Consider the following 22981-nt stretch of genomic DNA (forward strand, 5'->3'; position numbering starts at 1 on the left):
TACTTGATGCATGGCACGGCACTTAGCGCTCTTCGTACCTGCCGGTCACGCGCCCCTGGCTATCCGTCACCACACTGCTCTTGACCTGCCAGACCAGACCGTCGAGCCCTGGCACGGTGTACTCGCCGTCGCGCCCCTTGACGGACTGCTTCCAGGCCTGCATCTGAGCCTGGGTCAGGCTGAGCTTGAGCTCACGGTCGCTATGCCAGTCCAGCATCCCGCCTTCACTGTCGCCGGCAGGCACCAGCTCCAGCGTGGAACCATCGCCTGCCAGAATCAGCGGACGCCCATGGGGCAGGCGAGCCGGCAGCATGGCCTTGAGGTCGCGCACGCCCAGGCTTCCCAGACGTATCACTGTCTGCGGACTGCGCAGCAGGCGCTTGCGATGGCTGAAGCCAAGCACATCGTTGTAGAGCACGCCCGTCTTGGAGCCTTCTCGTGCTGCTCCCGCGTCGATGGCGGACTGCACATCGGGCAAGTCATGCAGACTGGGTCGGGCCAGATCGGTGATCCACAGGGGCATGTAACTCTGCAGGGAATGCAGCGCTCCCTGCACATTCCATCGGCGTACCTCGCGCAACTCATCACTGGTCAGCCCCACCAGTTGCAGAAACATCAGGTCGCCATAGGGCGTATGAATGGCCGGCAGCTCCGGATCCAGCGCAAAGCCCATTTCGGTCAGCAACGTGTCGGCATCGGCCTTGATAGGGCCGTTGGCCGTCATCCAGTGGCCGGGGGCCAGCACATTGCCGGTGCGAAATACATATCGAGCAATATTTTGCAAAAAGTTAACAGGCCAACTAGGTGGCTCCTGCTCGCTGGCGGCACGCATCAGCCTGAAGCTCAACTCGAAACCATAGCCACTGGGCTTGCCTGGAGCGATGTCGTAGCTGTCATCCAGATCGCCATACAGGTCGCTAAAGCCATAGCTGACATAGTGCCAGTGTGGCGCGCCCTGCTCGCTTCTATAAACGCTGACGCCGTCCAGCGGCTCTTCTCCCCCTAGACGAAACTTGATTAGCGGGCCGAAATGCGCGGGCTGCTGATCGCCATAAACCGTCTGCAGCGCCCCATCGATTGCATCCCATCCCTGGCTGCCCTCTTGCCCGTTAGCGTGGGTTTGAGAGTCGTAGGTTTCGCGGGAATTCATGGCCTTTTTCTCCTTTGCCCCAAGTATCAAGGCAGGCGAAAGCCGTTCGAGCAGGATTACAAACTGAGATGTGAGCGAGCGTTTCTGGCAACCATGGGTTCAAAAGCCCCGTTCACCCCCATCGATCTGCCACCAGGCAGGCAGCAGTGCACGCACCTCGGCGCGCGCGAAGCGGTCGTCCATCAGCAGCACAACGCCGCGATCATGCTCGCTGCGTATAACCCGGCCAGCTGCCTGCACCACCTTGCGCAAGCCCGGGTAAAGATAGGTGTAGTCATAGCCCTGCCCCAATCCCATGGCCTGATCCATGGCACGCTGCATGGCTTCGTTGACAGGATTGAGCTGGGGCAGACCCAGCGTGGCAATAAAAGCACCTATCAGACGGCTGCCGGGCAGATCCACCCCCTCGGAGAACGCCCCGCCCAGTACAGCCAGCCCCAGGCCCTGACCGTCATCGACAAAGCGGGCCAGGAATTCGGCACGCCCGGACTCGTCCATGCCGCGCTGCTGCAGCCATAGCGGCAGTTGCGGGTGCAGGCGTTCCAGGGTGGCGGCAACCTGCTGCAGATAGTCAAAACTGCTGACAAAACACAGATAGTTGCCAGGCAGTCGTGCATATTGCTGCGCAATCAGCTCAGCCATGGGAATCAGTGATGCCTCGCGATCTCGCCAGCGTGTCGAGATATGGCGTGCGATATGCACCTCCAACTGCCGGGCCGAAAACGGCGCCGGAACATCCAGCCAGGCCGTATCCGCAGGCAGGCCCAGCAGATCGCGATAGAACTGTGGTGGACTCAGCGTGCCCGAAAACAGCACCGTGGCCTGTGCCGCCTCATGGCGTGCCGCCAGATGCGGCGCGGGCACCACATTGCGAATGCACAGTGTGGATGCCGGCGTACGCACTCTGCTCGCACGCTGCAGCGGCGTGGCCAGTTGAATATCAAACAGCGCATGCGGCCCGAACTGATCGGCCAGCGCCTGAAAGTGCAGCAGTTCCCAGTAAAAATCCAGCAAGGCATGGTCGGCAAGCGCAGGCTGCCCCCCTGCGGCCGCATGGCCGACTACCTCCTGCTCAGCCAGTTGATCAGCTATTGCGCCTGCGGCCCGCTGTATGGCGCCCAGCAGCGCGCCAGGAATGCTCTCGTAGCTTTGGTAACTGGCCTGATGCTGGGCCTTGTTCAGCGCCTGCCACTGGCGTTGCAGTGCATCAAGTGCTTTTTTGACAGCACCGGTCGCGCCTTGGCGGGCCTGCGCCAGATCCAACTGGGACAGCGGTGCCGTGTACATGCTGCGTGCGCGCTCCAGCAGATTGTGCGCCTCGTCCACCAGCACGCCCACGCGCCAGTCCTGCTGCGAGGCCAGCGCATAGAGCATGGCGGCACTGTCGTAGTAATAGTGGTAGTCGGCCACCACCACATCAGCCCAGCGCGCCAACTCCTGCGACAGGTAATAGGGGCAGATGCAGTGCTCCAAGGCCAGAGTCCGCAACGTCGGTGCATCCCACAGAGGCAGTTGCAGCGCCTGTTGCCTGACCGCAGGCAGTCGGTCAAAGAAGCCACGCGCCAACGGACAGGACTCCCCATGGCAGGCCTTGTCGGGATGCTCGCAGGTCTTTTCGCGCGCCTGCATATCCAGGACACGCAGTGGCGCAACCGATGCCGATGCCGATGCCGATGCCGACAAGGCTTGCTGCAGCTGGCCCAGCGCATGCAGCGCCAGTCCATGTCCCGTCCCCTTGGCAGTGAGAAAGAACAGCTTGTCCAGGCCGGCTGTATCAGCCTCAGAGGGACCCTTGGCGATGACTGCTGCCATGCTCTTGAGCATGGGAAAAATCGTGGCCAAAGTCTTGCCGATGCCGGTCGGTGCCTGAGCCATCAGACAGCGACCGCCTGTGCTGCCATGGACTGTGCGATAGACGACCACGGCCAGCTCCCGCTGCCCGGCTCTGAAGGCAGGCATAGGAAACTGCAGCTGCGCCATGGACGCATCGCGCGCCCGCCGGTGGGCGGCCTCGCTGCGTGCCCAGTCGAGATAGCGGGCACATTGCAACTCGAAAAAGGCTTGCAGTTCGGTGGCAGAACACTCTTCTACCAGCACGGTCTCCTCTGCGCTGCCGATCTGGAAATAAACCAGCGCCAGCTTGATCCGCTCAAGGCCGCGCTCCTGACACAACAAATGACCATAGACCCTGGCCTGGGCCCAGTGCAGGGCCCGATGATGAGGGCGCACGCTGTCGAGCCGTCCCCGGTACGTCTTGATCTCTTCGAGTTGCTGCTTGACGGCATCAAAGCCATCGGCACGGCCGCGAACCTGAAGCTCTTCGAACCGGCCGCCGAGCACCAGCTCCGTCTCGTAGCCGCTGATGTTTTTACGCCGCTTCTGCACCACGGCATGGCCCTCCATCCCATCCAGGGCACTTGGCGCGGGCGTGAAACGCAGATTCAGATCGCCGCCCCGCGCCGTGAACTCGCACAGCGCGCGTACTGCCACGCAGAGCGCAGGCTTCATGGCGTGCTACCTTCGTCACGCCATTGCACATGGCATACGCGCACGGGAATGCCCTGCTCCGTGCAATAGGCCAGCCAGCGAATCTGGTTGTCCTGCAGCTTGTCTCCCGGCGCTTTGACTTCCACCAGCTCGTAGCGTGAATCGGCACCGGAGCGCTGGGGCCAGAAGCGCACCAGATCGGGAAAGCCGGTGCGGTTGGCTTTCACGTCCAGCAGCAGCCGTGTAAAAAGAATCTGCAGATGGGCGGCAGGCATGCAATCGAGCGCCAGCTCCAGCAGCTCTTGGCTCAACGTGCCCCAGAACACAAACGGCGACTGCACCCCTTGCTTTTCGGCAAAACGCCGGCGAATCGTGGCCCGATAGCGACCGTCCTCCAGCTCGGCAAGACAGGCATCAAACAGCGGCTGGCGGCGCGGCACAAAGTCCGGTGCCCCCAGATCGGCCGGCCCACTCTGGAAGGGATGAAAAAACGCCCCCGGTAGCGGCGCAAAGATGGCGGGCCAGCACAGCAGACCGAATAGCGAGTTGACCAACGCGTTCTCCACATAGAACACGGGCGCTTCGGCACTATGCCAATAGGCTTGCAGAGCGTACTCCACCGACATGGGCTGGGCGGGTCGCTCCAGCTGCACATCGCCGCGCAGGGCCGCCACGGCCGGGGCCAGAGCTCGCTGGCGCCCCATGGCGCCGAGTCCCATGCTGCGGCTCAGACGCGGCAGCATGCGCGCCACGCGCTGACGCTCCTCCTCACTTTCAGGCGCGGCTTGCGCCTGGCTGGCAAGAGCCAGCGCCTGATCAAAGCACTGCATGCGCTCCAGCACGCGAATATGACGGTGGCGTGCACCCGCATAGCGGCTGGCCGTGTAGGCCTGAGCCGCCAGCGGCCAGTCCTGCAGCCTCTCGCACACCTGGCCAAGCTTGAGCAAAACCTTGGCCCGGCGCATGTCCAGCCATGGGTTTTCGCTATTATTTTCAATAAGCGCAGGCAGCAGTTGCGCGGGCTCCACGCCTTCGTCGAGAGCCTGACGCCGGGCCGATATCTCCAGATAGAAGTCCAGATCTTCGCGGCGCTGAAATGCACGCGAGTCGGCATCCAGCGCCACCGGCTCGTAGCGGAAGATACCGAGGTCGGCCAGCACGAATTCCGACCAGTCCTGGTGGAGATTGCCAAAGAACATCAGCCGCAGACGCTCTCCCAACTCGCCCACCATGACGCGCCAGACAGGCTCCACGGCCTCGGGATGCCAGACGGCATAAGGCCGGGGCTCGGGTTGCCTCTCGGCCAGCCGCTGCAGCATCTCGGCCTTGCGCATGGAAGAGCACAGCTCAAAGCCAGTCAAGATCTGCAGCAGCTCGGGTTTGGTGTGCAGGCCGAATAGTTCGACCGCCTCCATGGGCTCGGTAGCACTGAGCCAGCCACGCTCCAGCAAGGGCGCTGCGGCATCGACCGTCACCGGAATCTCCTCGTAAGCCAGCTTGCTGGCGCGAAACCAGGGCCCGCGCCGCATCAGCATGCGTACCAGCAGCGCCCTGGCGTTCTGCGGCAAGCGCGCAAAGCCGGCGATGAAATCGGCCTCCTGCTCGCTAAGCAGATCGCCATAGCGCTGCGCCAACCAGTCCAGCGCCCGCTGGAAGTTATGCAGATAGTAGAAGCGGTGCGGCGGAAGAATGGCGGCTTGGGATGCGGTCACGATGCCCCTCACAAAATGCTCGGCGAAAAGACGGGTGGGTGCCGACCATACGACCTGTATTTTCATACAGCTCATAAATCCCTGCAGATTCATCCGACCAATGATTGCTGATCAGCGGACGAAACGCTTGCAGCTTGAATGCCCGATGACAGTGGCACACAATCAAAGCTTCATTCAACAAGGAGCTGGCAATGCTGGACTGGAACGAATACCGCAAGGAATTGGCAGGCAGGCTGGGAGAGTTTTCCGAGTTGAGTCCAGGCACCATGGAGGGCTACAAGGCCTTGTCCGGCGCGGGCAAGAAGACCGGTCATCTCGATGCCAAAACACGCGAGCTGATTGCCATTGCCGTGGGGGTGACCACGCGCTGCGACGGCTGTATCGCCGTGCATACCAAGGCCGCCAAGGCGGCCGGTGCCAGCCGGGAAGAAATTGCAGAAGCCCTGGGTGTAGCCGTGGCCCTGAATGCGGGCGCCGCCATGGTCTACTCGGCCCGCGCTCTGGACGCTTTGGACGAGTAATCTTCTAAAAGATACCAGCCAGCGCTTGGCAGGCTTGCCATCCCTGCCCTTCAAAGTACAACCTGCGTGCCCAGCTCGACCACCTGGTTGGCTGGCAGCTTGTAATAAGTCGCCGCGCTGGCCGACTGGCGGGACATCCAGCCAAACAGTGCACAACGCCAGGCAGAGAGACCGCCGGGCCCATCCACAACCTGCACCCTGGCAACAAAAAAGCTGGTCGACATGGGGTCCAGATTTGGTATTTCACCATCGGCATCCGGTGTCAGCCGCTGGAGCGCCGCCGGAATATCAGGCTGCTCGCGAAAGCCGAAATGCATGTCCAGTGCCCAGACCCCATTGCACATAGGCTTCAGTTGCAGGCGCTCGCCATCATGCACATAGGGTATGTTCTCGTTGATCACGTGGAGAAACACCGTTTGCTCGTGCATGACCTTGAAATGCTTGAGATTGTGGAACAGCGCGTTCGGCACCAGCTTGGGATCGGAAGTCAGATAGACCGCAGTGCCGGAGACCACCGGCACGCCGCTCATGGGCGAGCTCATCAGATCGCTCATGGGAATATCGAGGCGACGGCGATGTTCGGCCACCAGTTGGGTGCCGTCGCGCCAGGTCGTCAGCGCGATGAAGATGATGGCGCCTAGCGTCAGCGGCAGCCAGCCGCCCTGCTCCAGCTTGGTCAGGTTGGATGCAAAAAAACCTATCTCCAGCACCGCAAAACAGGCCAACGCTGCTAATGTGACGACTCTTGCGCGGCTGCGCCCCAGATAGACCACAAAGCCCACCAGCATGGTGGTGATCAGCATGGTGCCCGACACGGCAATGCCATAGGCCGCAGCCAATGCCCCCGAGGACTTGAAGGCCAGCACCAGCGCGATCACGGCCAGCAGCATCAACCAGTTCACGCTGGGAATATAGATCTGCCCCTGCTCCTGATCGGAGGTGTGCAATACACGCACACGCGGCAAATACCCCAGACGACTGGCCTGCAACGTCATGGAATAAGCCCCCGAGATGGTTGCCTGCGAGGCAATCACCGTGGCAGCCGTTGCCAGCACGACAAAAATAAGCAACCAGGAAGGCGAAGCCAGTAAAAAGAAGGGATTGCTGGCCGCAGTCGCATCGCGCAACAGCAACGCGCCCTGGCCGAAGTAATTGAGCATCAGAGCCGGGAACACCAGCCCATACCAGCCCAGACGCACGGCCCGGCTGCCGAAGTGGCCCATATCGGCATAAAGGGCCTCGGCACCTGTCATGGCCAGAAACACGGCCGACAGCAGGAAGAAGGCCTTGTCTGTGTGTTGCACGGCGAAGCGAAGTGCATGCAGCGGGTTGACGGCCTGCAGCACCATGGGCGTCTGCACAATGCTGGCCACGCCGGCCCAGGCGATGCAGAGGAACCAGACAATGGTGACCGGGCCGAACAGTCTCCCCACCACGCTGGTGCCCTTCATCTGAATGGAAAACAGTCCGATCAGAATGCCTATCGTGATAGGTACGATGAAATGCTCGAACTCCGGCGTGGCAATGCTCATGCCCTCCACGGCAGAGAGCACGGAAATCGCCGGCGTGATGATGGCATCGCCATAGAACAGTGCAGCCGCAAACACGCCGGCCCCGACCACAAAGCGCGAGCGGCGAGACTGATCGCCCATCACGCGGTGGGCCAGCGCCGTCAGCGCCAACACACCGCCCTCTCCATCGTTATCGTGGCTGAGCACCACCCACACATATTTGATGGCGACGATGACGATCACGGCCCACAGCAGGGCCGAGAGCGCGGCCAGCACATTCTCGGGGCCCACCGTCAGCCCATGTGTGCCGGTAAAAGCCTCCTTGAACGCATAGAGCGGGCTGGTGCCGATATCGCCGAACACCACGCCCAAAGCCGCCAATGTCAGTGCCGACTGGCTGCTGCCCTGCCCCGTATTCCCAGCCCCCTGAAGCCCGTTTTTGCTTTGTGACATAGCCATGATTTTGCAGTGATAAAGGCCACCGCAGCCGGGCTGCGGCAGCTCAGTATGGCACGCTGAGGGAAATTGGAAAGCCTGGATGACGCCGGAACGAGCTGTCTTTCTTTATGTAATCTTGATAGCAGCAGCCACAATCCATACCGGGGCTTGACGCCTGATTTTCTAGATTCAAGGCTTCGCAACAACCGGCTTGCCCTTCAAGCCCGCCTCCCATGAAGCCTGTCGCCATCCTCCAGCATGAAGCATCGCAAGGCCCCGGCATCCTGCTCGACCATCTGCGCCAGCAAGACATTGCCCATGTGCTGATAGATCCCTGTGCCGAAGGCGCGGCCCCGGCCAATGCGCGCGACTATCGCGGCATCATCGTGCTGGGCAGCAACCATTGCGCCAACGAGCAGTTGCTCTGGATCGATGAAGAGCGCTGCCTGCTTCAAAGTGCCCTGCAGTACGATATCCCCGTGCTGGGCCACTGCTTTGGCGCGCAAATGCTGGCCCGCGCCATGGGCGCAGGCGTCTGGCGCAACCCCTGCGCGAATATCGGCTGGAGCGAAGTCCGCATCACCCCCAGCGCCCAGCAACTGATGAACCTGCCCGAGCAAGCCATCATCTTCAACTGGCATTACGACACTTTCGACATTCCAACGGCCGCCAGGCGCACCATGTACGGTCAGCATTGCCTGAACAAAGGCTTTGTCCACGGGCGGCAATGGGCGTTTCAAGGCCATCTGGAAGTGACCGCAGACAGCGTGCGTCAATGGTGCGGCGAGGGCCACGATGAGCTGCTGCAGGCCCGGGGCCCGGCCGTCCAGAGCGAGGCCCAGATCCTGGACCGCCTGCCGCAACGCATAGACCAGCTGCATGCCATGGCACTGCGTACCTACAAGGCATGGACCGATCAGTTGGACAGGCCGGTTTCGGTTTCGTGCAGCAATTCCTCGGAAACTTTGAGCCGATTTCGCCTCAAGTCCAATGCATACCTTCGCATGCAGCTATGAATTTGCAAGCATCAGAGTCCAGGAATGCCATGAACAGACGATTTATTGCATCTAGCGGACGGTCTCTGGCAAAGCCCGGCCGCTGTCTGGGTCAGAATGGCCTGCAAACTCACTGCTCCAAGCTTCATGGACTTCACAACGCTTGAAAAACACCTGGATGCCTCGCCGCTGCTGAAGGCGCACAAGCAATACTTCCTGAATCTGGCCCTGCCCGCCGTGGCCATTCGCCTGGGCCACACCATAGGCACGCCCCTGCAAAGCCGCTTTGGCGGCCAGCCCATGGTGCCTGCGGGCTTTGTCTGGCCTGAGCATCCGGACGGTCACTACCTGTTTGTCGGACAGATCAACTTTGCCGAGCTCCCCGACGGACCCGGTCGCCCAGCAGAGCTGCCGCCCAGCGGCCTGCTGTCGCTATTCCACGGCTTTGACGAGAACGACGCCATCTTCTGGCGCGACCAGGACTATCTCAAGGCTTTTTACTGGCCGGACCTCAGCGGCATGCATGAAATCCAGGCTCCCCATCAGTGGGTCACGGACAGCCGTGCGCTGCAGTTTGAAAACGGCATCGACCTTCCTCGTCACGAGGAGCTGCGCAAGGACTGGCCAGTGGACTTCGATGAGCTCCAGGACTGGCTCCATGGGCTTGAGGAAAGCGGCGATCTGCCTCGCGACTATCTGCTGGGCCGCCCCTCCTGGGACAGCCTCGGTTACGATCCCACGCCCGACGCCGAGGATTGCCCTGGCGGCTCGCACTGGCGCTCGCTACTGACGCTGCAGTCGCACGAGGAATTCCACTGGTGCTGGCAGGACGGCGCACGGCTCATGGCCTTTATCGAGGATGCAAGGCTGCGCACCTGGGACTTCGGCCATCTGCAGGTGGACTGCGGCTGACGCCTGGTTCAACAACCACAACCATGAAGAGCAGCTCATGCCCACACAGATTCCACCCGAGATCCTCAAGCACTGGCAAAACGGTCACAAGATCGAAGCCATCAAACAGCTGCGCGAGCAATGCGGGCTGGGTCTGAAGGAGGCCAAAGACCTGCTGGAAGCCAGCGACAAGCCGGACTTTGTCCAGCATGGCGCAACAGAGCAGACACAGGCCATGCAGCAGTTGCGCGAGCAGCTGGAAAAACTGGGCATGAAAGATGCGACTTTGCTGCTGGACCAGCTGAATCGGGCAGACATCGCGCCCGGCAGCTCCTTCACCTCCATCAAGACCATCACCACCACCGTCAATGGCAAGACCACCGCCAACGTCACCGTGAGCGGCGATCATGCACAGGCCCTAGAGGCGTTGATGTCCGGCGCGAACGCAGTGCCCGCTGAGACCAGGGCCAAGGTGGAAGACGCCATGGCACGCGGCAACAAGGTCGAAGCCATCAAGCTGCTGCGCGACGCCACAGGCCTGGGTCTGGCCCAGGCCAAGGACCATATCGATGCGGCGATGGATGGCATTGCGCTGGACTGGCAGATTCTGCAACGGCAATCGGTGCAGGCCAGCGTCCCAAACAGATTTCAGCCCGGAGCGCCATCACCGGGCGAAGTCCCCAGAGGACAAGGCCGGTATCTGTGGCTGCTGGTGCTGGCACTGGCTGCCGCCGGCCTTTGGTACTACTTCAAGATGCCTTGAAACCCCTAGCAGACAAGCGAAGAAAGCTCACTTTTCAGGATCTTTCGGCTCGAACTCAAGCTTGCGGTGCGGCCGTATCGGCCAACTGCCAGCCGCCACCTAGCGCCTGGTACAGCGCCACGGCGTTTTCCAGCTGGTTCTGACGCAGGCGCAGCACTTCCTGCTGCACGGCAAACAGATTGCGCTGGGCATCCAGTTCCTCCAGATAGCTGGCGTAGCCGGCCTCATAGCGATCCTTGGCAAAGCCCAGGGTACGACCCAGCACTTTTTCGCGTTCCTTGGCATGCTCCCACTGCGCTTGCAGCTGCTGTGAGCTGACCAGCGCTGTTTCCACATCGCCAAAGGCCTTGATGACCACGCCGCGATAGGCGTAGGCCGCCTGATCGCGCTGGGCAGATGCTGCATCGAACTGGCCCTGCAGGCGACCGCCGTTGAACAGTGGCGCCAGAATGCTGCCGCCCAGCGACCAGACTCGGGCCGGGTTGTAATCCAGTGCGTTGATGAACAGGCTGCCGAAGTTCGCACTCAGGCTCACCTGGGGCAAAAAGGCCGCACGCTGTGCCGCAAGATTGCTGTCGCTGGCTGCCAGCAGCAGCTGGGCGCGTGCAATATCGGGGCGACGTTCCAGCAAGCCCGATGGCAAGCCCGGTGCAGGCATAGCGGGCAAGCTCATGGACTCGAGCCTGACATGGTCGCTCAAGGTGGAGCGTTCCAAGGCCTGTGCCTGGTCATCACCGCTGCCGCCCACCAGTTGCAGCAGCGCTATGCGCTGGCGCTGCAGCGCCAGAGACAGCTGCTGCACCGATTGCCGCACGCTTTCCAGCTCGGCCAGCGCCTGGCTTTGCTGCAGCTGCGAGATATAGCCCACACGCACCTGATCGGTGAGCAGGCGCACAGCGTCCTCACGCGACTTCACCGTGTCCTCGGCCACGGCCAGCTGGGCCTGCAGTGAACGCAAAGCGATATAGGCCTGCGCCACGGTCGCGGCCACCGTCAGACGTACTGCGTCACGATCCGCCTGGCTGGCCTGCAGGCGCTGATCGGCAACCCGGCTCAGACTGCCCAGACGATCCCAGAGATCCAGCTCCCAGCTCGCTTGCAGCACGGGCTGGGCCGAGCGCACATGCACCATCTGACCGGTTCGCGCGCTCAGGCTGCGGTTGGCCAAGCCCGGTGCACTGAGCGACAGCTGCGGTGCGGCGGCGGACCCGGCCACATCGAGATTCGCGCGCGCCTCCTCCACCCGAGCGAGGGCGGTGAGCACATCGTTGTTGCGCACAAGCGCCAGCTCCACCCAGCTGCTCAGCTGCGCATCACCAAAAGCCTGCCACCAGCCGGCCTGGACAGCATCGGCGCCGCTTACGGCCTGATCCGTGCTCCAGTTGGCAGGCACTGCGGGCCGGGCGCTGTCGGGGGCCCGGGTCAGACGGGGCACGCTGCAGCCGGCCATCAGCAATGCAAGCGCCAGGGGCAAGGCACGCACGATATGGAAAGCGTTCTTCATGGCTTGGCCTGTTCGGATGCGGAAGCTGCGGGCTCTTGAGATTTTTGAGCCAGATCGGCCTCAATCGTTTGAGGGGTCTGCGCTGAATGCTCTTTTTTTTGCGCAGTATCGAGGCGCACGATGACCGACATGCCGGGGCGCAGGCGCGCCGCGTCGGCCTGGCCCTCGTCGATGGCAATCTTGATGGGCAGACGCTGGACGACCTTGGTGAAATTGCCCGTGGCGTTGTCGGCCTTGAGCACGCTGAACTCCGAGCCCGTGGCCGGCGCAATCTCCAGCACATGGCCCTTGAGGCGCAAGCCGCCCAACGCGTCCACGCTGAAGCTCACGAGCTGGCCGATCTGCACCCGGGAGGTCTGGGTTTCCTTGTAGTTGGCCACCACCCAGTAAGTGGGCGGCACCACATACATGAGCTGCGTACCGGCCGCCACGTACTGGCCCTTGCGCACCGATACCTCGCTGACCTGTCCGTCGCTGGGCGCATGGACCACGGTGTTGTCCAGATTGATCTGGGCCTGACGCAGCATCGCTTCGGCCATCTGCACCTGAGCCTTGAGAGAGTCACGGCCTACGGTCGTAGCCTTGATCTTTTCCTGATTGATCGCGATGTCGGCCTGGGCCTTGGCCACGTTGGTCGCGGCCAGGCGCGAGGTAGCACGCACCTTGTCGCGCTCGTTCAGAGAAACGGAGCCTCGCTCGGCCAGCTCCTGCACACGCTTGAGCTCCGCCTGCGAACGCTGAGCCTCCGCCTCCACGGCTGCCAGACCGGCGCGGCTGGCGCTCAGCGTGGCACGGTTCTGGGCCTGTGTCTGTTCGGAATTGCTCAGCTGCGCCTGTGCATTGGCCAGTTGCGCCTGCGCCTGGGCGACGGCCGCTTCATAGCTGCGGCTATCGATGCGCACCAGCGGCTGGCCGGCCTTGACCTGCTCGTAGTCCTTGACCAGCACCTCGGTCACATAGCCATTGACCTGCGGTGCCAGCACGGTGACGGCGCCGCGCACATAGGCATTGTCCGTGGTCACCACCGAGCTGTTGAAGGGCCACAGATTCCAGGCCCGCAGCACGAGCAGCATGCCTGCCACGGCCACCACCAGCATGACGAGTACGCTGCGCAAGGAAGGCTTGATCTTCTTGGGCGTGGGAGGCAAGGCTGCAGCAGGTGAAGGGGCTGCTGTCGCCGCAGAGGCGGCGGGGGAATGGGGTTGTTGACTGTCGCTCATGCTCAATCTCTTGCTGTTATGGGTTTGAGTTCCTTGCCGGGGGAGCAGAGCCATCCCGGCCGCCATCGCCGGCCGCAGGGCTGCTGCGGACGTCCTTGTCGATTTCCTGCTCCAGCTCGGCCTCGAGATCGAGCGCCTGGGTGTTGTCCTGCAGAGGGTCGCGGCTGGCCAGTACTGCCTGCTCACGGGTCTCGGCGGCCTGCGCGGCGGCAGCAAGGCGCCGGGCCTGCGCGCCTTCGATCACCACGGTCCGCGCCGGACTGGCGGACTCGATCTGAGCACCCTCCTCCACATCGCCATAGGCATCGGTGGCCGTGGGCTTCACCACCACCGTAACGCGCTGCGATGCATTCGGCTCATGAGCGCTCGCTGCCTCGGGCTCTGCGACCGGTGCCACCGAAGGTGCGCGCTGGGGCGTGCCGTCGGTCCCGGCTGCTGCCGCCACCTGGTTGCCGCTTTGCCGTGTCATGGCGCGCACCATGGCGGCAGCCTGGCGCACGCGCGCCGAGGCACCCAGGCTCCAGAGCAGATACAGCAAGGCGATGGCGGCCGTCAGCGCAAACACATCGTTATAGGCCCGTACATTGGCCTCGCGCCGCACGATTTGCGACAGCTGCAGCACTCCCTGGTTGGCGCGCATGGCGGGATCGGGCGTCACCTTGCCGTAGACCTGGTTCTGTATCTTGAGCCGCTCGGCCACCACGGGGTTGGTCGGTTCTATCTGCGCCACCAGGGCCACGGAGTAGATCTGCTCACGGTAGGTCTGGTAAGTGCTCAGCAAGGCCGAACCCAGCAAGCCGCCCATGGCCTGGGTCATGGAAATGGTGACCACGGCGGTGAGCATGTGGTTGGCGCCGAACTTCAGTCCCTGGATGATTCCGGTCAACATCAGCGGGCCCATGAAGACGCCCGAGCCCACCGCCAGCAGAAACTGGCTGAAGAAAAAATCCGAAGGCCGGTCCACGCTGCTGCGGTGGTGATCGAGAACCGCTGCCACGGCAAACAGCGCAATCGCCACCACAATCTGCTTGCCCATATTGGGAACACCGAAAGTAATAGCAGACAGCGCAACCCCTATAAGCGTTCCAAGCAGAATCACCATGAATAGTGGCTGCATCTGATCGGACGTCATGCCCAGCGTGCGCATCAGCCCCACCACGCCGTAGCTTTGCTCGGCTGTGAGAAAGCGCAGCAAGATAGCACCGATCACAAAACGAATCGTCGGCATCTGCGCGAACCAGCGCGTGTGGAACATGGGGTTGACGCGATGGTGCTCGATGTAAAGCGCGACGCTGAGCAGCGCGATCGCGGCCACCAGCATCCAGGCCAGCCCCGGCGTATCGAACCACCAACGCGAGTAGCCCTGGACCAGCACAGCAATCAACAGGCCCAGGCCCGGCACCATCAGGCAGAAAGTGACGAAGTCCAGCTTCTCGAAAGTCCTGATGTACAAGCCCGATGGCAACTTGAGCAGCACCACAGCAGCAAAGGACATCAGTGCCAGGCCTGCTTCAAACAGATAGAGGTTGTGCCACTCGCTGTTATAGAGCAGACCCGGCGACAGAATCCAGGCCAGCGGCGTGGCCAGCTGGCCCACGCCCACGCCGATCACCAGCATCTTGAGCACATAGGTGCGTGGTGCGGCCTGCAGCATGTAGAGCGTGCTCAGCGACGAGCAGGTCGCTGCTGCCAGTCCGCTGGCAGCGCGCAGCAGGATCAGGCTGTCATAGCTGCCCAGCAGCAGGTGCAGCACGCTGAGCGCAGCGTAGCAACCCAGGCCGATCTCGGTGAACAGGCGCATGCCGAACTGCTGGCGGAATTTGTAGACCAGCAGATTGGCCGTCATATTGAACATGACGTAGGCGCCCGTCAGCCAGGCGGTCTCGACCGCCGTCAACCCCAACTGTCCCTGAATCGTGGGCAGATTGGCTGTGAACAAGGCATTGCCCAGGCCACCTGTCAGCCCGACCAAGACTGCAATCAGCCCGTAGCAGACGCGAATCCAGGGCTCGTGATGGGGCATGGCCGGCGAGCCGGGCAGCGCGGGCTTTTCATGCTCGGCCCAGTCCGGCGGGCGGCGCAGCAGGATGACGGGCCCCTGCGCAATCGCTGGAGGTGCTGAAGCCTGGCTGCTGGGAGGTTTCGGGCCTTCTTGATTGGCTTGAGCCCCCGTGGCTTGTGCTGCAGCTTGACTCATACACCTCAGGCCTTGATTCCGTCCAGAATGATTTGCAGGGCGCGACGCGCCAGTTGTTTACGCTGGGCAGTAGTCTCGCCACGCAGGGCACCGCCCAGCATGCCGAACACCAGGGACAGATCCTTGGCATTCAAGGCCTGCTTGCACAGGCCCTTGGCCACAGCACGCTTCATGGGCTCTTCGAACACCAGCCACATTTGCTGGCGCGCATGGATGACCTCTGCATCGCTCTGGTCCACCGTACGCCAGTAGTCCACCAGCGTGGCGGAGACAGCGATGCGCTCGCCCACCAGAGCCAGCAGCTTGAAGAAAGCCTGGTCGTCGTCGCACCAGGCGATGGCAGCGTCCCGGGTCTTCTCGACCGAGCGCTCCAGCAGCGCCAGCATGATGGCACGACGGTCCGGAAACTGGCGATACAGCGTGGCACGGCCCACCTGGGCACGCTCGACGATGAGATCCAGTGGTGCGGTCACGCCATGCTCGGCAAACACGGCATCGGCAGCGTCCAGCAACTGGGCACGGCGTTCGGCGGATGGAGGACGGGTGGTGGACATGGCGCCAATTATCGGACAGTTTTGTCCGATAATTGGCAGCACCCAACGTTTCCCCTTCCCTGGTCAGGGTCGGGCAATGCGCAGCCAGACTCAGTCTTGCGGCAGCGCCTGCAGGCTGCGCCGGCTGGTGAATTCGCGGCGTTGTCCGGTCAAGGGATCATCGAAGGTCAGGCTGCGTGCCAGCAACTGCAAGGGATTGGAATAGTCGCCCGGCTCCGGGTCGTTGACTACGGGATAGAAGGCATCACCCCTGAGCGGCAGACCCAGCGCCGCCATATGCACACGCAGCTGATGGCGCTTGCCCGAAACAGGACTGAGCCGGTAGCGCGCCCAGGCACTGTTGTGCTCGATGATGTCCATCAGGGTTCGGCTATTGGGCTCGCCCGCGACCTCATGCATGCGAAAGAAATGCCCGCTCTCCTCCAGGCGACTCGCATGCTCGCGCGGAAAGCTCAGCTGTGCGCGGTAAGCCGCCACGGCCTCATAGACCTTGTGAATGGCCCTGTCCCTGAACAACCCCTGGTAGATACCGCGTGTGGCGCGTTGCACCGAAAACACCACCAGCCCCGCAGTGTCGCGGTCGATGCGATGAATCGGCGACAGCTCGGGCAGATCGAACTCGCGCTTGAGCCTGACCAGCAGCGTGTTCTGCAGATACTGGCCGGCGGGCACCACAGGCAGAAAATGCGGCTTGTCGGCGACGAGCAGATGCGCATCGCGATGGATGACTTCAGCCGCAAACGGAATCTCTGGCTCGCCTTCCTGCTCGCGATAGTAGTAATAGCGCAGCCCCGGCATGAAGGCAGCATCCGGACCCGCCATCTCTCCGGTTTCGCTGACCACTTGACCGACTGCCATGCGGCGCAGCCAGCCTGCACGCCCCACAGCGGGCAGGCGTTCGCACAAGAAGTCGATCAACAGGCCTGCACCCTGTGATGGCAACACCACACAACTAGGGCTGACGCCATCGCGCACGGGCAGAACCTTGGGATCGTGGGAGTTATGCATGGCGCGGGATTTTAGTGGCTGACTCGATTCCTGGCGCTCATGGCGGCATGGGCCCCTGAGCTCGGGGCGTCATGAATACCCCGACCAGCTGCTGCCGGATCTGTGACCGCCCGCGCACTTGCCAGACAGTGATGCGACTTCGCGCCGGCTAATCCGTTCGGATATTCGCTTTGCGAATGGTGTTCTCCAGAACTCTTTTCTCCTGCTCCAGATAGGCCAGAAACTGGGGATGCCCCATTCGCATGGGCTTGAAGCCGGCTTCCGTCAGCTTTCTGGCCATCTCGAAGTCCGCTTGCAAGACCGCGATTTCATCGGCCAGACGCTTGACGATACGGGCATCCGTATGAGTGGGAGCCAGCAAGCCTTGCCAGGCCTCGACCTCCAGATTGCGAAGGGCCGGTGTCTCTGAAAGACTTGGCGTTTGGGGCAGCGTGGCCAGGCGCTGGCGGGATGTCACGCCCAGTGCCTTGACCTTGCCCTCCAGCACAAACGGTTGAGCCAGCGCAACAGGCAGCACGGCGAGGTCGATCTGGCTGCCTGCCAGCTCGGTAAGCACCTGTGGACCAGACCTGTAGGGAACATGCACCAGATCGATACCGGACATCTGTTGAATCAGCTCCCCCGTAAGGTGCAAGCTGGTGCCGATGCCATCGGTGCCCAGGGTCAGTCGCCCCGGTTTCTGACGCGCAAGTTCAATGAGATCGTCCGCACTGCCTGCAGCAAGACCCGGGCGGGCGACAAGCGCAAACACCGAAGAAGCTACAGGTGCCACGGGTTTCAACTCGTGCAAGCCGTCGTAGCGAAACTTTGCCGGCGAGATCATGGGCGCGACCAGCACCGAGCTGGCCACACCGAAGAGCAAGGTGTAGCCGTCGGGCCTGGCCTTGATAACACGCTGCGTGGCAATAGTCCCCGATGCGCCGACCATATTCTCGATAATCACGGGCTGGCCCAGACGCTCTGCCAGACGCGGCATCACCAGCCTGGCGGCCACATCCACACTGCCTCCGGGCGCGAAGGGAACCACCACCGTCAGTGCCTGGGCAGGCCAGGGCTGGGCAGCCGCCTGGCTTGCCAGTGATAGCTGCTGCAGCAGCGGAGCGCCCAGCGCCCAGACTGCAAACTGTCTGCGTCGTATTTGCATGTTGATCTTTCTGCTGGATCTGGAGTGGCTCAGCGGGACAGCCAAGGCAGTTGTTCTGCCTGGTAGCGCCATGTCTGGAACACCGTGTTCAAGCGCCCCGGGCCTGTGCGTCGTGCAGCGGCATCGGGATACTCGCCAAACCAGGGCAGGATGAACTCCCAAACCACCTCGCCTTGCGGTGTCACCTCAAACAGGCGCCCGGTGGCCGACTCCGTGATGTGCGTGTTGCCGTTCCACAACCGCTGCGCGCTGCCCATGAAGGCGGTGTAGAAGGCGTTGACCATCTCATCCTGGTAGCTCCACACGATCTTGGTGGAGACAGGATCTATTTCCAGCACACGCGAGAAAGCCACATGTGCTCCCGCGCGGAAGTTGCCGTTATCGAAGGTCAGGACATGGCCGTTCGCCAGTGGAACCGGAGCATGCTGGTGCGAGACCACCGATGGCGGGATATGCAGCTTTACCCTGCCGCTGGATTTGTCCACTCCAATGATCCCCGAGGTAGTGCGCAGACTCATCAGCACCGTTCCGCCAGCAGCAAGCCCAAGGCCGTTGACCAAAGGCCAGTGATAGCGGCCAAAGCCGGGATGAATGGGAAAGTCCTCAGGCTCCAGATGCTCCCAGGCCTTCCACTCCCAGACCAATCTACCCGCTCGGTCCACTTCCCGGATCACATCGCCATACATCACCTCGGCTGCGCCAAGGGACGTGCCCCCGGGCACCTTTTCGGCAAAGCCGGGGGGGACAGGGGCGCAGGCTGCATAGAGCAAATGGCCATTGGGCAACCACTGTGCGTCATGGTGGTGTGTCGGGTCTTCATAGCGCCAGACCACCTGTCCGTCTGGCCTGACCTCGTAAAAATCACCGCCGTGCCACATGGACCATGGCGCATAGAGGTCCGGCGATTCACGGTGGTTGCCGTTGTAGCCCAGATTGCCGTTAGGCAGGATGACCGCATGGCGGCCGGCGCGCACGGGCAGCTTCCACTCATGAGCCACCTGACCGTGGATATCTATGAGGTAGACATGCCCGTCGGCCGTCTGGGGAGCGATCAATGTGTAGCCGCCGGCGCTCAGAGCGCTGTCATAAGCGATAAGACCTGTGCCGCGTCGGCGTTGGGTGACCTGGTCAACGGTGGTAGCCATGGGGTTCTTTCTGTGACAGAAGGGATTGATGGCTGCCACTCTAGAAGTTCGTCAGCGTCAGGAATAGCTGTTTGTTTTTTAAGAGGTGTCAGATAAAACTTTACACTCAGGACATGCCAGCGATTTCTCAGGCTTTTCGATGCTTTGACGAGGTGGCGCGCCGAGGTTCGGTGCGCAAGGCCTCGGCGACCCTGCACCTGACCGCAGCAGCGGTCAACCAGCAAATCCTCAATCTCGAAGCGCAGGTGGGTCAGCCTCTGTTCGACCGGCTGCCCAGAGGCATGCAGCTGACGGTGGCCGGCGAGATCGTGCTGGCAGCAGTCAGGCGAAGCCAGCGCGACTTTGACAATGCTCTTGCCCAGGTCGAAGACCTGAATGCCTTGCGGCACGGGCATGTAAGCGTGGGTGTACCCCACGCGACGGCCGAATACCTCGTGCCCCAGGTAATTGCCGCAATGCATCACAGCTATCCCGATATCACCTTCAGCGTGCGTGCCGGAATCGGTGAAGAGCTGCTGCGCCATGTGGCTCAGGGCGAGATCGATGTGGCCTACTGCCTGCGCCGAACGCCTCCTGCCGGTGTCGAGGAAATGCGCTCCTGGGCCCAGCCCTTGGGCGTGGTGATGGCTCCTGGACACCCTCTGCGCATGCGGCCTCGACTGCTACGCCTGCGTGACTGCCTGGCCTATCCGCTGATCATGATGACTCCCGACATGGAGTTGCGCAGCATGCTCGAGCGTCTGGGCGACGGTGCACTGAACCGGATCCAGCCGCTGGTGGAAACCAGCAGCATCCCCATGGCCCGGCGCCTGGTGGCAAGCGGCCAGGCACTTGCCTTCATGCTGCCGGACAATGTGGCGGAAGACATCGCCGCTGAGCGTCTTAGCTGGCGTGCGTTGCACGATGCCGGTTCGCTGCTGCACAGCTGCGCTTATCAGCGCACCGGCTATGCGATGGCGGCCGCAATGGAAATGTTCCTGACCGAGCTGGAACATGCAGCGGACGAGTTGAAGGCAAACTTTGATACCGGTGTTTCCTGGTCCATCGGCAATCTTGCCGTTTAACAGCATGGAATCGGCAGGCACCGGATAGGCACTGGCACCTCAACGCCGAGCGGAATGACTTTGCACAATGGAGCAACACTTCGCAGCACTTCATGAAGCACCGCAGTCATTGCTGCAGATGTTTGCATTCGCAGCAACAGAACTCTTCCAGCTGCAGCATCGTTTCCCGGCTCGGTCGCAAAGTCTGAGCTCATTGCATGCGGGCATACATGCATTAGGCAATTGGATGACGAGGCATTTCACGTATGCGCAATAGCATGTGGCAAAAAAGGATGCAACAGCCATGGTCGATCCCACCAGCACTTCAGCCCCTGAATCCGCTCCTGCACATTCGCGCCTGACACGTCACTGGCTGCGCTGGTCAGCCCTTGCGATGGCGCTGCTGCTGGCCTTGATTCTGGCGGCGGCACTGCTGATTGCCTTCATGGACTGGAACAAGCTCAAGCCATGGATCAATGAAAAAGTCAGCACTTCCACGGGCCGCGAATTCGCCATCAATGGCGATCTGCAACTGCAGTGGACCTGGCCACAGCCTCTCGATACCGGCTGGCGTCACTGGGTGCCCGGCGTGGTGGTACATGCCAGCGACCTGACGCTTTCGCAGCCAGAGGGCTGGCTGGTTCATCAAGCTCCTGAAAAATCCGATGGCAAACAGCCGGTATTGCCTGCGGCGCCCAAGGAACTCAACACCGGTCGCCTGCCCGGGCAAGGCCAGGCAGCGAACGAAAAAAAGACGGCTTCAGATGACGAGGACGCCATTGCCGATGCCGGCCGGCAACCGCCCGAGCGCGATGCCCGCACCATGATCACCGCAGCAAAAGCAACGGCCAGCCTGCGCCTTTGGCCACTATTGGCGCGCCATGTGCAACTCGACTCCTTGCTGTTGCAGGCTCCGGATATGGTGCTGGCCCGCAACGACAAGGGCGAGAACAACTGGACATTTGACAAGCCCGCAAGCAGCGGACCGAAGTGGAGTTTTGACATAGGCCAGCTGCGCATCAGCGACGGCGTTCTGGGCTGGTCCGACGCCATCAAGAACATGGCCGTGCGCGCCCGTATCGACACGCTGCGTAGACCGGTCAATGCTGATCAACCTTATGGCCTGCGCTTTGGCCTCGCTGGCTATCTGCACCAAGGCAAGAGCCGCGCGCAAATTCAGGCCCAGGGTCTGGCGGGACCGGTACTGGATCTGCGCCACGACAGGCTGCGCTTTCCGCTGCGCATATCGGCCAGGGCCGGCAGCCTGCAAGCCTTTGCGGAGGGGATCCTCGATAATCCCAAGGCACTGGATGGACTGGACTTTCAAGTTCAGGTGCGCGGCAAGAGCATGGCCGATCTGTTCGAGCTCAGCGGCTTGCTGCTGCCCGCCACTCCGCCGTTCGAGACCAACGGCCGTCTGATCGGCAGCCTAGCGCCGGGCAAGGCCGTCTGGCAGTACGAAAAGTTTCAGGGCAAGCTGGGTCAGAGCGATTTGCGTGGCGATCTCCAATACCGCTCCGCCCAGCCTCGGCCAAAGCTGACGGCACAGCTGCACTCCAAACAACTGCGACTGGTGGATCTGGGACCGGTCATAGGCGCAGCCCCGTCCAGCAGCCCCGACAAGCCCCAACCCGTCAACGGCAAGGTACTGCCACAAGTCCGGTTCCAGACCGATAACTGGGACAAGATGGATCTCGACCTGCGCTATGAAAGCAGCCATATTCTGCGGCCCGAAGCTCTGCCCCTGCAAAACCTCAGCGTGCATGCGCTGCTGGACAACGGCAGACTCACCCTCTCGCCACTGAAGTTCGGCCTCGCCGAAGGCTCGCTGAATATCGATGCGAGCGTGGACAGCCATGCCAAGCCCGTTGCTGCCAAACTCAACGCACAGGTGCAGTCGCTCAAGCTCTCCGCCCTGTTTCCCACGATTGAAAAGATGAAAAAAAGCCTGGGCCGGCTCGATGGCGCAGTCGCGCTCACCGGACAGGGCGAGTCGCTGGCACAGTGGCTGGGCACGGGCAATGGCTCGCTACGCCTGTTTGTACGCGATGGCACTTTCAGCGCGCAACTGCTGGACCTGGCGGGGCTGAACGTAGGCTCCATTGTCATCGCCAAGCTGTTTGGCAGCGACAAGGAAGTTCAGCTGCGCTGTGCCGTGGCCGACTTCAATGTGCAACAAGGCATTGCCCGCCCACGCATGGCCAAGCTGGCCACCACAGAAGCCGTTGTTGAGGCCACGGGCGAGATCAATCTGGCGCAGGAACAGCTCAATCTGCGCATCGTCCCCGAATCGCTGAAGTGGAAGTTCTTTTCGTTGCGCACGCCACTTTATGTGCGCGGCAGCTTTCCCAAGCCCGATGTGGGCCTGGAGCCCGGCCCACTGGCAGCCCGCGCCGGAGCTGCAGTGGCTGCTGCCGTTTTTGCACCAGCGGCACTGGCTTTGGTACCGCTGACCGTACCTGCCGCTGACGACGATGTGAACTGCAAGCAGTTGCTGGCTCAAGTACGCAACCGCTAATACGGGCAAGCAGCTCACAGCCCGATCTCAGCATCTAGTCCTGGCACACTGCAAAGAATGCAGGCAGCCGCCCGGACGGAATATGGCGGAAGTGCCTCACACCATATTTCATGTCTCGGAGATCAGCAAAGCAGAAGCGGCAACCGCAAGCCCTTCAGCCCGGATTGCGGCAGCGTCACG

17 protein-coding genes are annotated in these 22981 nt (G+C 62.0%); 6 read left to right on the forward strand and 11 right to left on the reverse strand.

From position 1 onward, the window contains the following. Positions 1 to 22 precede the first annotated feature (22 nt). From QYQ99_RS00370 to QYQ99_RS00380, 3 genes are all read right to left on the reverse strand, one after another. On the reverse strand, positions 23 to 1150 hold the full coding sequence (locus QYQ99_RS00370) for a suppressor of fused domain protein (protein ID WP_302090916.1): 1128 nt from the start codon (positions 1148 to 1150) through the stop codon (positions 23 to 25). Positions 1151 to 1249: 99 nt separating this feature from the next. Next, complete coding sequence (locus QYQ99_RS00375; RefSeq protein WP_302090917.1) at positions 1250 to 3658, reverse strand: ATP-dependent DNA helicase; 2409 nt, start codon at positions 3656 to 3658, stop codon at positions 1250 to 1252. Beyond that, a complete protein-coding gene (locus QYQ99_RS00380; protein WP_302093292.1) occupies positions 3655 to 5328 on the reverse strand; it encodes a VRR-NUC domain-containing protein in 1674 nt (557 codons plus the stop codon). The genes QYQ99_RS00375 and QYQ99_RS00380 overlap by 4 nt, the downstream gene beginning before the upstream one ends. Before the next feature lie 212 nt (positions 5329 to 5540). Between QYQ99_RS00380 and QYQ99_RS00385 the strand changes: the two genes are divergently transcribed. Beyond that, positions 5541 to 5870, forward strand: coding sequence for a carboxymuconolactone decarboxylase family protein (locus QYQ99_RS00385; protein ID WP_256630424.1), 330 nt, complete (start codon positions 5541 to 5543; stop codon positions 5868 to 5870). Between the two features lie 50 nt (positions 5871 to 5920). Here QYQ99_RS00385 and QYQ99_RS00390 read toward each other — a convergent pair whose 3' ends face one another. Then, the gene (locus tag QYQ99_RS00390; RefSeq protein WP_302090918.1) at positions 5921 to 7834 is read right to left on the reverse strand and encodes a potassium transporter Kup; all 1914 of its coding nucleotides are present in this window, start codon (positions 7832 to 7834) and stop codon (positions 5921 to 5923) included. A 218-nt stretch (positions 7835 to 8052) separates the two neighbouring features. On the opposite strand from QYQ99_RS00390, the gene QYQ99_RS00395 reads away from it, so the two are divergent. From QYQ99_RS00395 to QYQ99_RS00405, 3 genes are all read left to right on the forward strand, one after another. Next, a complete protein-coding gene (locus QYQ99_RS00395) occupies positions 8053 to 8835 on the forward strand; it encodes a type 1 glutamine amidotransferase (protein ID WP_302090919.1) in 783 nt (260 codons plus the stop codon). 126 nt (positions 8836 to 8961) lie between these two features. Next, positions 8962 to 9726: a YwqG family protein gene (locus tag QYQ99_RS00400; protein ID WP_302090920.1), complete on the forward strand. Its 765-nt coding sequence runs from the start codon at positions 8962 to 8964 to the stop codon at positions 9724 to 9726. Positions 9727 to 9763: 37 nt separating this feature from the next. Beyond that, a complete protein-coding gene (locus tag QYQ99_RS00405; protein ID WP_302090921.1) occupies positions 9764 to 10468 on the forward strand; it encodes a ribosomal protein L7/L12 in 705 nt (234 codons plus the stop codon). Positions 10469 to 10523: 55 nt separating this feature from the next. On the opposite strand, the gene QYQ99_RS00410 is transcribed toward QYQ99_RS00405, so the two are convergent. The 7 genes from QYQ99_RS00410 to QYQ99_RS00440 form a co-directional block, all read right to left on the reverse strand. Continuing rightward, positions 10524 to 11972: an efflux transporter outer membrane subunit gene (locus tag QYQ99_RS00410; RefSeq protein WP_302090922.1), complete on the reverse strand. Its 1449-nt coding sequence runs from the start codon at positions 11970 to 11972 to the stop codon at positions 10524 to 10526. After that, on the reverse strand, positions 11969 to 13192 hold the full coding sequence (locus QYQ99_RS00415) for an HlyD family secretion protein (RefSeq protein ID WP_302090923.1): 1224 nt from the start codon (positions 13190 to 13192) through the stop codon (positions 11969 to 11971). The genes QYQ99_RS00410 and QYQ99_RS00415 overlap by 4 nt, the downstream gene beginning before the upstream one ends. Before the next feature lie 16 nt (positions 13193 to 13208). Beyond that, complete coding sequence (locus QYQ99_RS00420; RefSeq protein WP_302090924.1) at positions 13209 to 15389, reverse strand: MFS transporter; 2181 nt, start codon at positions 15387 to 15389, stop codon at positions 13209 to 13211. A 5-nt stretch (positions 15390 to 15394) separates the two neighbouring features. Next, positions 15395 to 15943 (reverse strand): TetR/AcrR family transcriptional regulator, encoded by a 549-nt coding sequence (locus QYQ99_RS00425; protein ID WP_302090925.1) that lies wholly within the window; start codon positions 15941 to 15943, stop codon positions 15395 to 15397. A 90-nt stretch (positions 15944 to 16033) separates the two neighbouring features. After that, the gene (locus QYQ99_RS00430; RefSeq protein ID WP_302090926.1) at positions 16034 to 16951 is read right to left on the reverse strand and encodes a pseudouridine synthase; all 918 of its coding nucleotides are present in this window, start codon (positions 16949 to 16951) and stop codon (positions 16034 to 16036) included. Between the two features lie 148 nt (positions 16952 to 17099). Further along, positions 17100 to 18095, reverse strand: a complete 996-nt coding sequence (locus QYQ99_RS00435) for a Bug family tripartite tricarboxylate transporter substrate binding protein (protein ID WP_302090927.1) — start codon at positions 18093 to 18095, stop codon at positions 17100 to 17102. Positions 18096 to 18124: 29 nt separating this feature from the next. Then, positions 18125 to 19240: an aryl-sulfate sulfotransferase gene (locus QYQ99_RS00440; protein WP_302090928.1), complete on the reverse strand. Its 1116-nt coding sequence runs from the start codon at positions 19238 to 19240 to the stop codon at positions 18125 to 18127. A 113-nt stretch (positions 19241 to 19353) separates the two neighbouring features. Here QYQ99_RS00440 and QYQ99_RS00445 point away from each other — a divergent pair, with 113 nt between their 5' ends. Both QYQ99_RS00445 and QYQ99_RS00450 read left to right on the forward strand, forming a co-directional pair. Beyond that, positions 19354 to 20304, forward strand: coding sequence for a LysR family transcriptional regulator (locus QYQ99_RS00445; protein WP_302090929.1), 951 nt, complete (start codon positions 19354 to 19356; stop codon positions 20302 to 20304). Positions 20305 to 20587: 283 nt separating this feature from the next. Then, positions 20588 to 22801, forward strand: a complete 2214-nt coding sequence (locus QYQ99_RS00450; protein WP_302090930.1) for an AsmA family protein — start codon at positions 20588 to 20590, stop codon at positions 22799 to 22801. Positions 22802 to 22981: the final 180 nt, after the last annotated feature.

Origin of the sequence: Comamonas testosteroni (genome assembly GCF_030505195.1) — a bacterium.
Lineage (GTDB): Bacteria > Pseudomonadota > Gammaproteobacteria > Burkholderiales > Burkholderiaceae_C > Comamonas > Comamonas testosteroni_G.